The organism is Proteiniphilum sp. (assembly GCF_040307845.1).
Taxonomy (GTDB): domain Bacteria; phylum Bacteroidota; class Bacteroidia; order Bacteroidales; family Dysgonomonadaceae; genus Proteiniphilum.
This window is the reverse complement of sequence record NZ_JAWRIS010000027.1, coordinates 100,902-116,832: the sequence shown is the minus strand read 5'-3', so window position 1 is coordinate 116,832 and position 15,931 is coordinate 100,902. Positions and strand designations below refer to the sequence as shown.

The 15,931-nt window shown below is 46.3% G+C and carries 7 protein-coding genes; 5 read left to right on the top strand and 2 right to left on the bottom strand.

The genetic code is table 11. From position 1 onward, the window contains the following. Positions 1-4: 4 nt before the first annotated feature. Together ABV001_RS06475 and ABV001_RS06470 are read right to left on the bottom strand one after the other, a co-directional pair. A complete protein-coding gene (locus tag ABV001_RS06475) occupies positions 5-565 on the bottom strand; it encodes a sugar O-acetyltransferase (protein ID WP_352422036.1) in 561 nt (186 codons plus the stop codon). An 89-nt stretch (positions 566-654) separates the two neighbouring features. Further along, the gene (locus ABV001_RS06470; protein WP_352422035.1) at positions 655-1,482 is read right to left on the bottom strand and encodes an AraC family transcriptional regulator; all 828 of its coding nucleotides are present in this window, start codon (positions 1,480-1,482) and stop codon (positions 655-657) included. Between the two features lie 337 nt (positions 1,483-1,819). Between ABV001_RS06470 and dnaE the strand changes: the two genes are divergently transcribed. From dnaE to ABV001_RS06445, 5 genes are all read left to right on the top strand, one after another. Next, positions 1,820-5,641, top strand: coding sequence for a DNA polymerase III subunit alpha (gene dnaE, locus ABV001_RS06465; RefSeq protein WP_352422034.1), 3,822 nt, complete (start codon positions 1,820-1,822; stop codon positions 5,639-5,641). 22 nt (positions 5,642-5,663) lie between these two features. After that, a complete protein-coding gene (trxA, locus tag ABV001_RS06460) occupies positions 5,664-5,978 on the top strand; it encodes a thioredoxin (RefSeq protein WP_352422033.1) in 315 nt (104 codons plus the stop codon). A 235-nt stretch (positions 5,979-6,213) separates the two neighbouring features. Beyond that, complete coding sequence (locus ABV001_RS06455; protein ID WP_352422032.1) at positions 6,214-10,377, top strand: hybrid sensor histidine kinase/response regulator transcription factor; 4,164 nt, start codon at positions 6,214-6,216, stop codon at positions 10,375-10,377. A 129-nt stretch (positions 10,378-10,506) separates the two neighbouring features. Further along, a complete protein-coding gene (locus ABV001_RS06450; protein ID WP_352422031.1) occupies positions 10,507-13,371 on the top strand; it encodes a TIM-barrel domain-containing protein in 2,865 nt (954 codons plus the stop codon). Continuing rightward, positions 13,368-15,887, top strand: coding sequence for a glycoside hydrolase family 2 TIM barrel-domain containing protein (locus ABV001_RS06445; protein WP_352422030.1), 2,520 nt, complete (start codon positions 13,368-13,370; stop codon positions 15,885-15,887). The genes ABV001_RS06450 and ABV001_RS06445 overlap by 4 nt, the downstream gene beginning before the upstream one ends. Positions 15,888-15,931 lie beyond the last annotated feature (44 nt).

Sequence of the window (15,931 nt, the reverse complement as noted above, 5' to 3'; positions counted from 1 at the left end):
TGTTTTAAATGGCTTTAATGATTTTCGCGGGAATACCGCCCACAATTATATTGTCGGGAACGTCTTTTGATACTACCGCACCCGATGCTACAACTGAATTTTCGCCGATGGTAACGCCTTGCAATATGGTTGCTCCTGCACCAATCCATGCATTTTTTTTGATATGGATAGGTTTCGGTACCAATGCGTGTCTGTTTTCGGGTTCTAATGGGTGTCCCTCTGATAATAGGCTGACTTTGGGAGCTATCAATACGTTATCTTCTATGGTAATTCCTCCCAAGTCAAGGAAGACACAATCAAAGTTTATAAATACGTTTTTGCCTATTTTTATGTTCTTCCCATAATTGAGGTATAGCGGTGTAAATACGGCAACGCTTTCGTCAATTTCTGTGCCTGTGATTTGGCTTAATAAAACCCTTATTTCTTTCGGGTTTGTGACGTTGTTCATCTGTGCCAATAATTCTTTTGTTTTGTATGATGCTTCACGCATTTTATAAGCTTCGGGGTCGTTTGGCAAAATGGTTTCGCCATTGCATAACCGTTCAAATATATCTGTTTTTTGCATTACATTATTTTTTACAATGCAAAGTTAAAGACAAAGCCTTACAACAGCTTTGGCGTAAGGCTCAAATTATTTTGCTGTGAAGCTCAATTTTAAATTTCTGACGGTGGTACTCCGTATTGCTTTTTAAATACAGTGGAAAAATGGGATGGATTTTTAAATCCGACTTCCATACAAACGTCCAGCACTTTTTTGTTTTCTTCTTTCAGCTTTATGTAGGCCATTTCCAAGCGCTTTTTTATCAGCCATTTTTGCGGAGTGAGGTTGCTTATCTTTTTGAAGTCCCTTTTAAAAGTTGCCAAACTCCGCCCCGTAAATGATGCGATTTGCTCCATTGAAAGGTCCTCCATATAATTGTCATTAAGAAAATCCAAAAGGTCGATTTTCCACGGTTCGGCAAAGTCGAACAGTATTGGATAAAGCATTTCATTATTATTCAGCAAGGCATAAATTCCTTCCAATAATTTCAGATGAATAACGCCCTCCGTTGGTTTTACGTTGCTGTCAAAGTATGGGGTAAGCGACTGAAACAAACTTTCTATATCAGGGGTTTTATTTAGTTTGAAAACGTTCTTGTCGGAAATTGTTATGTCTTTCGGAATTTCCGATTTGTTCATTTTGCTGTAAAACTCACGCAACACATTGCGCTGAAATACAAGTGAAATTCCTTTGTACAGTTCCTTGCCCTTGCTGTTCTTGTACATTGTCAACCTGTGGTCACGTCTGATAAAGGCACACTCTCCTGCTTTTATGGTTATCCGTTTATTTCTGTCCTCGATAACCTGTTTGCCCGAATACAGATATAACAAAACGTGCTCGGGTTTTGAATGGACACAATGTGTACCCCTTTCGGAAAAACACGAAAGGAATATATCCGAATAGCTTATGGTCTGAAAGGCATCGTTTTGTTGTTCTGCCATAATTTTGTTGTTGCTGTTATTGAGTGGTACAAAGTTAGAAATTTTGTGTCTGCTTTAGTTTGCCGTAAGACTCAAATTATTTTGCTGTGAAGCTCAATATATTGTAGAGAAATATTCGGAGCACTTCTTAAGGTGAACAATACCTTAAGCGTGGATGCTTTTTTGCTGAAAATTCATTTTACAAATAGACAAAAAAGAACAGCCATCCTCCATTATATTTATCTGAATGAGTAATTTCTAAAACCCCGTTGATAACTTCTCCCGATATCTCCTCCTACCTTGGCCAATTTTCCGTATTTTTGTACACAGCTCAGAATAAAAAAATCGACCAATATATATGCATCCGTTTGTACATCTACACGTTCACTCTCAATACTCACTGCTCGACGGGCAGGCAAGTATACAGCGCCTGATTGACAAAGCCATCGGAGATGGCATGAAAGCATTGGCTCTGACCGACCACGGTGCCATGTACGGCATCAAGGAATTCCTTAACTACGCAAGCAAGAAAAATGCACCGGTAAATGCCGAAATAAAAAAAATTAAAAGCGAGATCAGCGAACTGGAAAAGACCGGGAACGAGGAGAGCTTGGAGACTGGGGGACAGGGAGACGAGGCGACTAGGGCACAGGGAGACAGGGAGACAGGGAGACGGGGAGACAGGGAGAAGATCGGACAACTCCGCCAAAAGCTCACCGAAGCAGAAAATAAGCTGTTTAAGCCAATCGTGGGGTGTGAATGTTACGTGGCACGCCGCAGCCGTCACCTGCAGTCGGAGAAGATCGACGGCAGCGGATGGCATCTGGTAGTACTGGCAAAAAACCTGAAAGGATATAAGAACCTTATCAAGATGGTCTCCAAGAGTTGGACCGAAGGATTTTATTACCGTCCCCGTATCGATAAGGAACTGCTGGAGCAATACCACGAAGGGTTGATCGTATCTTCTGCCTGCCTCGGTGGAGAGATCTCCCGGAAAATAGACAGCGGACAAATCCAGGAGGCCGAAGAGGCGGTGCAATGGTTCAAAAACCTTTTCGGGGAAGACTATTATATTGAATTGCAACGGCACAAGACCGACCGGATAGATGCCGACCAGACTACCTATCCCAAACAGGAACGGGTCAACCAGGAGTTGATCCGAATCGCCCGGAAATATGATGTGAAGCTGATCGCGACCAATGATGTCCATTTCGTGAACGAAGAGGATGCAGACGCACATGACCGCCTTATCTGCCTGAGTACGGGAAAGGACTTCGATGATCCCAACCGGATGCGCTACACCAAGCAGGAGTGGCTGAAGACCACTGCCGAGATGAACCATATCTTTGCCGATATCCCTGAAGTGCTGACCAACACGCTGGAAGTAGCGGCAAAAATAGAATCTTACTCCATAGATCATGCCGCCCTGATGCCTTTCTACCCTATCGATTCCGCATTCGGAACCGAAGAGGGGTACAAACAAAAATATTCCGAAGCCGCCCTGATAGAAGAGTTCGGAGAGGCTAATTTTCATCGGTTGGGCGGCTATAATAAAGTAATCCGCATCAAGCTGGAAGCCGATTATCTGACATACCTCACGAAGGAAGGGGCAAGAAAAAGGTACGGGGAAACACTTTCCCCGGAAGTAGAGGAACGACTCGATTTCGAATTGGAGACCATCAAGACGATGGGTTTTCCCGGTTACTTCCTCATCGTGCAGGACTTTATCAGCGCTGCCAGGGCAATGGACGTGGCCGTCGGCCCGGGACGTGGGTCGGCTGCAGGGTCGGCAGTGGCTTTCTGTCTGAGAATCACCGATATAGACCCATTGAAGTACGATCTGCTCTTCGAACGTTTCCTTAATCCTGACCGTATATCGATGCCCGATATCGATATCGATTTCGATGATGAAGGTCGTGGAAAGGTATTACGCTGGGTGACCGAAAAGTATGGCAGTGAAAAGGTAGCCCATATCATTACCTATGGTACCATGGCTACAAAATCGTCCATCAAAGATGTGGCGCGGGTACACAAACTGCCTTTGTCCGAGTCGAACCGGCTGGCTAAGCTGGTACCCGACAGGATTCCCAACGTCAAAAAAATTAACCTGAGAGCAGCTATCGAAAATGTGCCGGAGTTGCAAGAAGCCGCCCAAAGTAACGATCCTCTGGTAAAAAATACACTGAAGTATGCACAGATGCTTGAGGGCAACGTACGAAGCACGGGGGTGCATGCTTGTGGTGTAATTATCGGCCAGACTGATATATCCGATGTAGTGCCTATCAGTACGGCGGAAGACAAGGAGACAAAGGAAAAGTTGCTCGTCACACAATACGAGGGCTCTGTGATCGAGGAGACGGGATTGATCAAGATGGACTTCCTTGGCCTCAAGACACTCTCCATCATCAAGGATGCCGTAGCTATCATCGAACAGAACCGGGGGATAAAGGTAGATATCGACGCCATCGATATGAACGACGATACCACTTACAAGCTCTATTGCAGCGGACAGACCACCGGCACCTTCCAGTTTGAGTCGGCCGGCATGCAGAAATACCTCAAAGAGCTGCAGCCAAGTAAGTTTGAGGACCTGATAGCGATGAACGCCCTCTACCGCCCCGGTCCCATGGACTATATACCTTCTTTTATCGCCCGTAAACACGGCAGGGAGGAGATCGCTTATGATATTCCCGTCATGGAGAAATACCTCGATGAAACTTATGGGATTACCGTCTATCAGGAACAGGTGATGCTTCTTTCCCGTCTGCTTGCGGGGTTCACCCGCGGTCAGTCGGATGAATTGCGTAAGGCGATGGGGAAAAAACTGATCGACAAGATGACGGCGCTGAAAGAGAAATTCATCGCAGGTGGTACCAAAAACGGGTACGATGCCAAGGTACTCAACAAGATATGGAACGACTGGGAGAAATTTGCCTCGTATGCCTTCAACAAATCCCATGCCACCTGCTATTCGTGGGTAGCTTACCAAACGGCATGGCTCAAAGCCAATTACCCGTCGGAATACATGGCGGCAGTACTCTCCAACAACCTGAACAACATCACTGAAATTACCAAGTTCATGGATGAGTGCATGGCAATGGGCATCAATGTGCTGCCTCCTGACGTGAATGAATCGATGATGAAATTCTCGGTGAATGATGCGGGCGACGTCCGTTTCGGTCTGGCTGCTATCAAGAGCGTAGGTCAAAATGCGGTCAACGATATCATTGCCGAGCGCAAGCAAAACGGCCGTTATAGGGATATTTTCGATTTTGTGGAACGGGTGAACCTCTCTTCCTGCAATAAGAAGAATATTGAAGCGCTGGCGATGGCAGGAGCTTTCGACTCCTTTCCCGGCATACAGCGGGAACAGTTCGCGGCTCAGAATAGTAAGGGAGAGGAGTTTTTAGAGACCCTTGTCCGCTACGGCAATAAATACCAGCAGGATAAGATAGAAGCCATGAACTCACTGTTCGGCGACGATACTTCCTTCCAGATAGCACGCCCCGAAATACCCCAGGCCGTACGTTGGTCGGATCTGGAAAGACTGAACAAGGAGAGGGAATTGATCGGCATTTACCTCTCCGCACACCCGTTGGACGAATATGAGTTTATCCTCAAGTATGTATGTAATGCAGATACGCTGCAATTGCAGGATCTCGATTCGCTGAACGGGAAGGATATCACCTTCGGAGGGATTATTACAGCGGTACGTGAAGGGCAGACCAAAAGGGGATCGCCCTACACCATCTTCAAACTCGAAGATTATGCGGGTAAATTTGAGATCGCACTTTTCAGCGAAGACAGCGTGAATTTCGGCAGATATGCGCGCATAGGTTTATCCGTATATATCGAAGGAAGGGTACAACCCAAAAATTACCGGCCGGAAGAGATGGAAATAAAAATATCCTCTATCTCCCTCTTATCTGAAGTGAAAGATAAACTGGTATCAAAGATTACATTGCAAATACCTCTTTCAGAGATAGATGATACTTCGGTAACCGAATTATCGGCACTTGTAAAAAACAATTCCGGAAATTCATTGTTATATTTCCAAATCATTGGTGAAGAACCCCACATGAGAGTCCAGTTGTTTTCACGACCGGCGAAGATTCAAGTCAATAAAAGGTTCATCGATTACTTAAAGAATAATTTATCTATCGATTTTAAAATCAACTAATTAATAATAAAAAAAGACAAATATGGCGCTTCAAATTACAGACGCAACCCTTGACTCAGTCCTGGATACGGACAAGCTAGTGGTCATAGATTTCTGGGCGGAGTGGTGCGGCCCCTGCAAAATGATCGGACCCATCATCGAAGAGATCGGGGAAGAATACAAAGATAAAGTGATAGTAGGTAAACTGAATGTGGATGACAATGACGAAACTACCGGTAAATACGGTATCCGCAATATCCCTACCGTGCTTTTCATTAAGAATGGCCAGGTAGTGGATAAGTTGGTAGGAGCAGGCCCCAAAACCCTTTTTACCGACAAGATCGATAAGTTGGTATAAACCACCTGTTATACTATCCAGAAAAATTATCCCGGCAAACTCTGTCGGGATTTTTTGTAATAACAAAGTATGTATCAAAAAAATACATAATTGTATAAAGAACAAATATTTTTTATTATGTTTGTAAAGTAAACAATCAGTAGATCTGCTTTCCCATATTAACTGGTGATGTATTGTAACTAAAATGTAGACCTATATAATTGTAGGAAAGCTGTTTGGTATAAAGATTGAACCAATGATGAAACTATTCCGCTTTGTTCTACTACCTTTCTTTTCCCTTTGCTTTTACCCTTCTCTTTTGGGACAATCTTCCTTTCTTTTTAAACAGTTGGAGGTTCGTGACGGACTTTCCCACAATCAGATTAATCATATTTTTAAGGACAGCAGGGGTTTTATGTGGTTCTCCACCGCATCGGGACTAAACAGGTACGACGGATATAAGTTCAAGGTGTTTTTCCATAATCCGAATAACGACTATTCCTTGCCGGATAATTTTGTCAGGAATGTACAGGAGGATATCGATGGACGGCTTTGGATCCATACAGCCAATGGATATGTGGTGTTCGATCCCGACCAGGAAAAATTCGAAAGAAGCCAGGGACTGTTATATGAAATGGGCATCACAAACCCGGTCGACCTTATTTTCATCGATAAAGATAAGAATATGTGGTGCTATGCCAATTCATTCGGATTTTACAGGTACCGGCCGGATACGGGTAAATCGGTTTTCTTCCCTCAAAATGGGCAGACAGGACGATTAAGCAGCGGCATCGTTACCGACATAAAAGAGTCGGATGAGAGTTATCTGTTTGTCTTTCAATCCGGACTTATCCAATACATGGACAAAAACAGTCTGCAGGTCAGTTTTACCGATTACTATCTTCAACAACAACAGAAAGCCAATGCTCATGACTACCGGGCTTTTGTTGACGCGGACAACGATGTGTGGTTCTATTCCGATAGCCCGCTGGGGACCTGGTTATACCTTTCACGTCAAAATGAATGGAAGCATCTGGGAACCAAACAGAGTGACTCCCCATTTTCATTGTCGAGTGACATGATCCAGGATATTATGCAGGCTCCCAACGGGTTGATCTGGATGGCAACCGATCATGGAGGCATAGATATCATCGATAAGAAAAACGACGTGTTGACGAATCTGCGGAATCGACCCCACGATGAACGGAGCATCGCGCACAACAGCATCAATTGTATCTATACCGATGACACCGGCATCATTTGGATTGGCACCTATAAAAACGGAATATCTTACTACAGCGAGAGTATTTACAAATTCGGCATTGAACATCTCAATTATTTCAACAAGATAGATAACTTCAAACCCGATGTGAATTCCATTATTAAAGATGACAGGGGGATTATCTGGATCGGCACCAATGGGAGCGGATTGGTTCGTTTGGATACCGGTAACAAATCCTATCCTGTTTACCATCATTATTCATCCGGAAATTCTTCTCTGACCGATAACGTGATCGTCAGCCTGTGTGCCGCCAAAGACGGCAGGTTATGGATTGGCACCTACCTGTCGGGGATGGATTGTTTCGACGGGAAAAAATTTACCCACTACCGCCATGATCCGGGTAATCCGAATAGCCTTGCCAACGATAATGTCTGGTCAGTCGTTGAGGACAGCGATGGAATGATCTGGATCGGTACCCTGGGAAGCGGACTGCAGAAATTCAATCCGCAGAACGGGCAATTCACCACATTTGACAACAGCAGCCGGCAACAACTGTCTTCGGAATTTATATCCTCGCTTTTTTTGGGTAAAAACAATCAATTGATTCTCGGAACTGCCGTCGGGATTACGATCTTCGATATACAAACCGGATATTCGGAGATCCTGACGGGTAACCGCAAAGGAGATCAGCCCTTTACTAACCTGAATGTGAACCATGCTTACGAGGACAGCCGCGGACTTGTCTGGGTGGGGACCCGGAGCGGGTTGAATATTTGGGATCCCGGGCAGGACAAAATCATCCAATTGTATAAAAGCGATGGGCTGGCCGACAATGTCATTTCAGGAATTATCGAAGACGATCAGCACAATATGTGGATTTCCACTTCTAACGGAGTATCCAATATCATCATGGATGCCGATCCGGAAACCGGCGGCTATCACCTCTCTTTTGTGAATTACAATGAAGAGGACGGCCTGCAAAGCCACGAATTCAATCTTCGCTCGGTATTCAAATCCTCCGATGGGGAAATACTGCTTGGAGGAACCAATGGGTTCAATATATTCAATCCGGAAAATATCCGCTATAATACTTCACAACCCCGCGTCCTTTTTACAGGATTGAAACTGTTCAACGAAGATGTGCTGGTCGGTGCTGAATATAAAGGGAACAGGATCCTGCCGTCGGAACTCAATCGGGTAAAAGAAGTCACCTTCAGATACAGGCAAAATGTCTTTTCTGTTGATTTCTCCGCCATGAATTACATCCTTCCCGAAAAAACTACCTACGCCTACATGCTCGAAGGATTTAATACGGATTGGTTAATCACCGATAATGGTGTCCACAGCGTCACTTACACCAATCTCGCCCCGGGCAGATACACCCTCAGGGTGAAGGCCGCCAACAGCGACGGCTTCTGGAGTGAAGAATCAACGGCACTCCCAATCCGCATAAAACCCCCGTTCTGGTTGTCTACCGGGGCCTATTTCGTTTATGCTTTTCTTCTCATCTCGATCCTGCTACTGGCCCGTTACATGATCATCAGAAACGAGCAGCAGAAGTATACAATGAGGCAGATAGAACTGGAGGCCCAACGGAAACATGAGATGGATGATATGAAACTCCGTTTCTTCACCAATGTCAGCCATGATTTACGCACACCCCTGACATTGATCATATCCCCGTTGGAAAATATGATGAAGTCCGAGGCAGATGATCATCAAAGACACCAACTTTCCCTGATCCACAAAAATGCCATCCGGTTGTTGAACATGGTGAACCAGTTGCTGGATTTCAGAAAAAGTGATGTGAATGAACATTCCCTCAATTTGTCTTATGGAGACATTATTTCGTTCTTGAAGAATTCCTGTACTTCTTTCATCGAATATGCGGAGAAGAAGAATATCCGGTTGACCTTTTTTTCTTCGGTAGACGAATTGAGAATGGTATTCGATGAAGACAAGATGAGGAAGATCATGATGAACCTTCTCTCCAATGCAATTAAATTTACCGAAAAAAACGGCACCGTGGATGTGTTGGTAAAACTTTTACCTAAAAATGGAGATTCCGATGATGAACTGTTGGAAATAAGAATAATAGATACCGGAATAGGGATAAAAGACGACGAGAAGAAGCGGATCTTTGAGCGGTTTTACCAGGGAAAGGCAAGAAACGAAGATTTTCCCGGTAGCGGCATTGGCCTGCATATCGTAAAAGAATTCGTCTCTATTTGCAAAGGCTCCATTGACGTATACGACAATGCCCCCAAGGGAAGTATGTTTGTCCTCCAATTCCCGGTCGACAGGCTGAAATATATTGTCTCACAATCCGGGGAGATGGAGGAGAAACAGCGGGAAACCCCGGAAGATTTGCCAGGCGTGGAAGAAAACGGGGAAGCACTGGACCGGAATGAAACACGTATCCTTTTAGTGGACGATAACGATGATTTCCGCTATTTCATGAAGGATACGCTGAAAAAAGATTTTTCACTGCTGGAGGCTTCCAACGGGAGAGACGCCTGGGAAAAAATCCTTGAATATTCCCCTGATATCATTATCAGCGATGTGATGATGCCCGAAATGGATGGGTACGAGCTGTGTGAAAAAGTGAAAAACGATGTGCGCACATCGCATATCCCCCTTATCCTGCTCACGGCCCACACGGCACAGGAACAGGAACTCCGGGGGCTTGAGACAGGTGCCGATGATTATATCACCAAACCGTTTAATTTTGACATTCTTATGCTTCGGATCCTTAAAATACTGGAGTTGAGGTCATACCGTCAAAACAGGTTCAAAAATCAAATGAAAATTGAACCTGCCGAAATAACCATCACGCCGTTGGATGAGAAACTAATTAAAAATGCCATAAAACTGGTGGAGGACAATATATCCGACAGCGAGTTTTCCGTTGAGAGATTAAGCAAAGACTTGGGAATAAGCAGGGTGCATCTCTATAAGAAGATGATGTCCGTCACCGGAAAAAGCCCCATTGAGTTTATCCGCATCATCCGCCTTAAACGGGCGGCACAATTATTACGGGAAAGCCAGTTGAATATATCTGAAATAGCCTATCAGGTGGGTATCAACAACCCCAAAGTGTTCAGTAAATATTTCAAGGAAGAGTTTGACCTGTTGCCCTCCCAATATCGGAGTAACGCCTCCTCATCCCCCGATGATGAACCGGAAACCCCGGCGTGAACATTTAACATCCCTTACGGAAACAAAACTGCCCCCTCCGTTATCAAAAACAATAGCGATGGATAACGGGAAGGGGGAGCGATGCGCCAAATTGTCTCTATTTTTGCAACACACAATAATTATAATACAATGGAGCGCATTTTTTGTATACTATTCAGTACCCTCTTTTTTCTCTCCTGCTCAACTGCCGGTTTTGAAAAAACGCAAAATGGAGTGATTGTCCGCATTCATCAGGAGAACAGTTCGGATGTGAAAACAATTCGGTTGAACGTGGTCAACGACAAAATTATTCATGTGTCGGCCACACCGGAAAAAAAATTCCCCGATGAGAAAAGCCTGATTCTACAACCCGGATTGGAGATGTCGGACAGGTTCAACGTGGAGGAGAAAGGGGATGTTATCCTTCTTTCCACCGACTCTTTGGATGTGACCGTCCACAAAACCACCGGTGAGATAGCTTTCCTGAATAAGAAAGGTGAATATATCCTTCGGGAAAATATCGGTGGCGGAAAAACATTCCAGCCGATAGAAGTAGAAGGGACAAGGGGGTATACCGTACATCAATTGTTTGAATCGCCCGACGATGAAGCCTTTTACGGCCTGGGACAGCATCAGGCCGACGACTTTAATTATAAAGGAAAAAACGAGTCGTTGTTCCAATATAACACCAAGGTATCGGTACCTTTTGTCATTTCCAATAAAAACTACGGTATCCTATGGGACAACAATTCCCTGAGCAAATTCGGCGATGTGCGCGATTATGCCGACCTGGACCAGTTCAGGCTTTACGGGTCCGATGGATCGGAAGGTGGCCTCACGGCCGTTTACTCGAAAAAAAATGATCCTTCCAAAACCATTGAGCGCAGGGAAAACAAACTCGATTACCAGTTCATACCACTCCTGAAGAATTTTCCCGAAGGTTTCGAACTGGATCATTCCACCGTGGTATGGAGCGGCGAAATAGAAGCCCCCGAAAGCGGATTATACCGTTTCTTCCTCCATTATGCCGGCTACACCAAAGTATATATGAACAATGAACCGGTGGTGGAGGAGCGTTGGCGCACCGCATGGAACCCCAACAGCTATAAATTCGAATACAATCTGCCGAAAGGAGAAAGGGTGCCCATACGTATAGAATGGGAACCCGACGGCGGAGTATCCTATATCGCGCTAAAAGCGTTAAGTCCCGTTCCCGACAAGGAACAGAATAAGCTTTCGCTGTGGAGTGAGATGGGAAACGGTATCGATTACTATTTTGTGGCAGGCGACAGCATGGACGATGTGATCAGCGGATACAGGACCATCACCGGGAAATCGCAGATCATGCCCAAATGGGCGATGGGCTTCTGGCAAAGCCGGGAGCGGTACAAGACACAGGACGAATTGCTGGAAACGCTTGCTGAATTCAGAAAACGCGAAATACCCATCGACAATATCGTACAGGATTGGAGTTATTGGACGGAACCGTCATGGGGTAGCCATGAGTTCGACAAGGAGCGGTTTCCCGACCCGAAAGGGATGGTAGACAATATACATGAAATGAATGCGCAGTTTATGATCTCGGTATGGCCCAAATTTTATATGACTACCGACCATTACAAGGAATTCGACAAAAACGGCTGGATGTACCAACAAGCGGTAAAAGACAGCATCCGGGACTGGATCGGACAGGGTTATATCGGCTCATTCTATGACGCTTATGCCGCAGGTGCGCGCAAACTCTTCTGGAAGCAGCTGGAAGAAAACCTCTATTCCCTCGGCGTCGACGCCTGGTGGATGGATGCCTCCGAACCCAATATCCAGGATAATACCGATATCGATTACCGGAAAAAACTGTGCGGTCCCACCGCCCTCGGCCCATCCACAAAATATTTCAATGCCTATTCGTTGGTAAATGCCGAAGCCATTTACGACGGGCAGCGCGGTGTCAACCCCGATGACCGTGTGTTCCTGCTGACACGCTCCGGTTTTGCCGGTATCCAGCGCTATTCAACCGCAGTCTGGAGTGGAGATATCGGTACCCGATGGGAGGATATGAAAGCGCAGATTTCCGCAGGGCTCAACTTTGCTTTATCCGGCATACCCTATTGGACAATGGATATCGGTGGATTTTGTGTGGAAAAAAGATATGAGCAGGCACAACATTACTATGATGCTACAGGGGTTGAAAATGAGGATCTTAAAGAGTGGCGGGAATTAAATGCGCGGTGGGCGCAATTCGGGGCTTTTGTTCCGCTGTTCCGTTCCCACGGCCAATTTCCTTATAGAGAGGTATTCAACATTGCACCGGAGGATCATCCCGCTTATCAATCCATGGTGTATTACAATAAACTCCGTTATCGTCTGATGCCGTATCTCTATTCGATGGCCGGAATGACCTGGTTCAACGACTATACCATCATGCGGGCGCTGGTCATGGACTTCGGCAAAGACCCGGCAGTAAATGATATCGGCGACCAGTATATGTTCGGGAACGCGCTGATGGTCTGTCCCGTATATGAATACCGGGCAACCGACAGGGAGGTATATTTCCCTGCTACCACCGGCTGGTATGATTTCCATACTGGAAAATTCATTGACGGGGGACAAAAACAACGGGTGGACGCGCCCTATAACCACATACCCCTGTTCGTGAAAGAAGGGGCCATTATCCCGTTTGGGCCTGAAATACAGTACTCCGACGAGAAAAAACCTGAAAACATCACATTATATGTTTTTGCCGGTCAAAACGGGAACTTTTCGCTCTATGAAGACGAGGGAGTGAACTACAATTATGAAAAGGGCGCCTATGCGACCATCGGTTTCCATTACGACGAGGCGACCAAAACGCTTGTCATAGGTGACAGGGAAGGATCCTTCGAAGGGATGTTGCAGGAACGGAAGTTCAACATCGTCTATGTCGATAAGAACAGCCCGCAGCCTGTAAACGCGGACGCAAAAGGCATTGAGGTTGCTTATACGGGTACTGCGCAAAAAATAGCTTTAGGAAAATGAAAAGCCGGATAGCCATACTATTACTGCTGGGCATTGTCCTCATCGGGTTGAATGCCTGCCGGGATAACGACCGGAGTCCCCGTAAAACCGAAGGTTTCAATGAAGGATGGCGATTTTATCTGGGAGATATTCCCGAGGCAAGCAACATGGCTTTCGACGATCACGGTTGGAGGCAACTGGAATTGCCGCATGACTGGGCTATCGAAGGCGATTTCAGCGAGGATCATCCCTCAGGAAGCGGTGGCGGGGCATTGCCCGGCGGAATTGGCTGGTATCGGAAATCATTTTTCCTCGATAAATCTTATGAAGGGAAAAAGATATTTATTGATTTCGACGGTGTCTATATGAATTCCGACGTATGGATCAATGGTATCCATCTCGGATATCGGCCGTTTGGCTATATATCGTTCCGGTATGATCTCACTCCCCACCTGAAGTTTGACGGTGAAAATATCATTTCGGTGCGGGTGGACAACAGCGAACAACCCAATTCCCGGTGGTATTCGGGATGCGGGATTTATAGGAATGTATGGCTGACAAGCGTCGATCCGGTCTATGTCGACTTGTGGGGAGTATATGTGACGACGCCGGAGGTCACGCAAGAGAACGCGTTGGTCTCTGTGAGGACAACGATCAAAAATGAAATGCCCCGGGAGGCAGATGTGAGAACCGAGACATCCATCGTGGAGAAATCGGGAAAGGAGGTCGCTTCGGCTTCGGTTTCTGTCATACTCGCTGCCGGTTCTTCCGGGGAGATGGAACAGGATATCCCTGTGAGGAAACCGGTACTCTGGACACTCGACAATCCCTATTTGTATGAGGTCGTCACCCGCATTTTTGTGGAAGGCAAACAAACTGATGAATATACAACCCCGCTCGGGATACGTCATTTTACATTCGATGCGGAAAAAGGGTTCTTTCTCAACGGTAAATCGACCAAGATAAGGGGAGTCTGCATGCACCACGACCTGGGATGCCTCGGGGCGGCCGTCAATACACGTGCTATCGAACGGCAACTCGAAATACTCAGGGAGATGGGGGTAAACGGCATACGCACGGCGCATAATCCCCCGGCTCCCGAACTGCTCCGGTTATGTGACCAAATGGGATTTATCGTCATGAACGAGACCTTCGATATGTGGCGTAAACGGAAAACCACCTACGATTACTCACGCTACTTTAATGAGTGGCATGAGAAAGACCTGACGGACCATATCCTCCGCGACCGCAACCATCCCTCTGTATTTATGTGGAGCATCGGCAACGAAGTGCTCGAACAGTGGACACATGCCGACGCCGACACGCTCGATATCCAGCAGGCAAATCTGCTGTTGAACCTTAAACGCGATGAAACGGCACTTGCCGGGGCAAACGGGGAAGAAATGAGTGTGAATGCGCTGTTGACAAAAAAACTGGCTGATATTGTAAAAAGGTTGGATCCAACCCGGCCCGTGACAACCGGAAACAACGAAACCAATCCGGCCAACCACCTCTTCACGTCGGGAGCGCTCGACCTGATCGGCTTCAATTATCATGGACATGATTACCCCAAAGTGCCGGAGAACTTTCCCGGAAAACCGTTCATCGCCACCGAAACCACTTCGGGATTGATGACACGCGGCTATTACCGGATGCCGAGTGACTCCATGTACATCTGGCCGGTCCGCTGGGATATTCCATTTACAGACCCGTCTTATGCCTGTTCTTCCTACGATAATTGCCACGTCCCCTGGGGATGCACGCATGAGCAGGCATGGAACGACGTGAAAAATGCCGATTTCATCAGCGGAATCTATATCTGGACGGGATTTGATTACCTCGGCGAACCGACCCCTTTCTGGTTCCCCGCACGGAGTTCCTATTTCGGTATTGTGGACCTGGCGGGATTCCCCAAAGATGTTTATTACATGTACCAATCAGAATGGACCGACAAGGAGATGCTGCACCTGTTCCCGCACTGGAACTGGCAGCCGGGCGAATTGGTGGATGTGTGGGCTTATTACAACCAGGCCGATGAAGTGGAGTTGTTTCTGAACGGTGTATCGCAGGGAATAAAGAGGAAAGAGGGCGATAAGCACCATGTCTTTTGGCGATTAGCTTTCGAGCCCGGCACGATAAAAGCAGTTTCACGCAAGAACGGGAAAGAGGTATTGGCCAGAGAGATAAAAACCGCCGGCGAACCGGCACAAATCCGTTTAACGCCGGACAGGCGTGTGATCAAGGCCGACGGCCGGGACCTCAGTTTTGTCACAGTGGAAGTGTTGGATGAAGAGGGTACCATTTGTCCCAATGCGGATAACCTGATCCGTTTCAACCTGGCCGGAAATGGTAAAATAGCAGGTGTGGATAATGGAAGTCCCACAAGCATGGAACGCTTCAAAGCATCGGAACGAAAGGCATTTTATGGAAAATGCTTAGTCGTGGTGCAAGGTGAAGCGAGTAAAGGAGCCATCCAGCTGAAGGCGGAATCAGATGGATTGATGAAAGATACTATTGAAATAAAGGTGACGAAGTAAAGCCGGAACAGGGCTATTCGTAATCTAATACACTAAATGCAAAC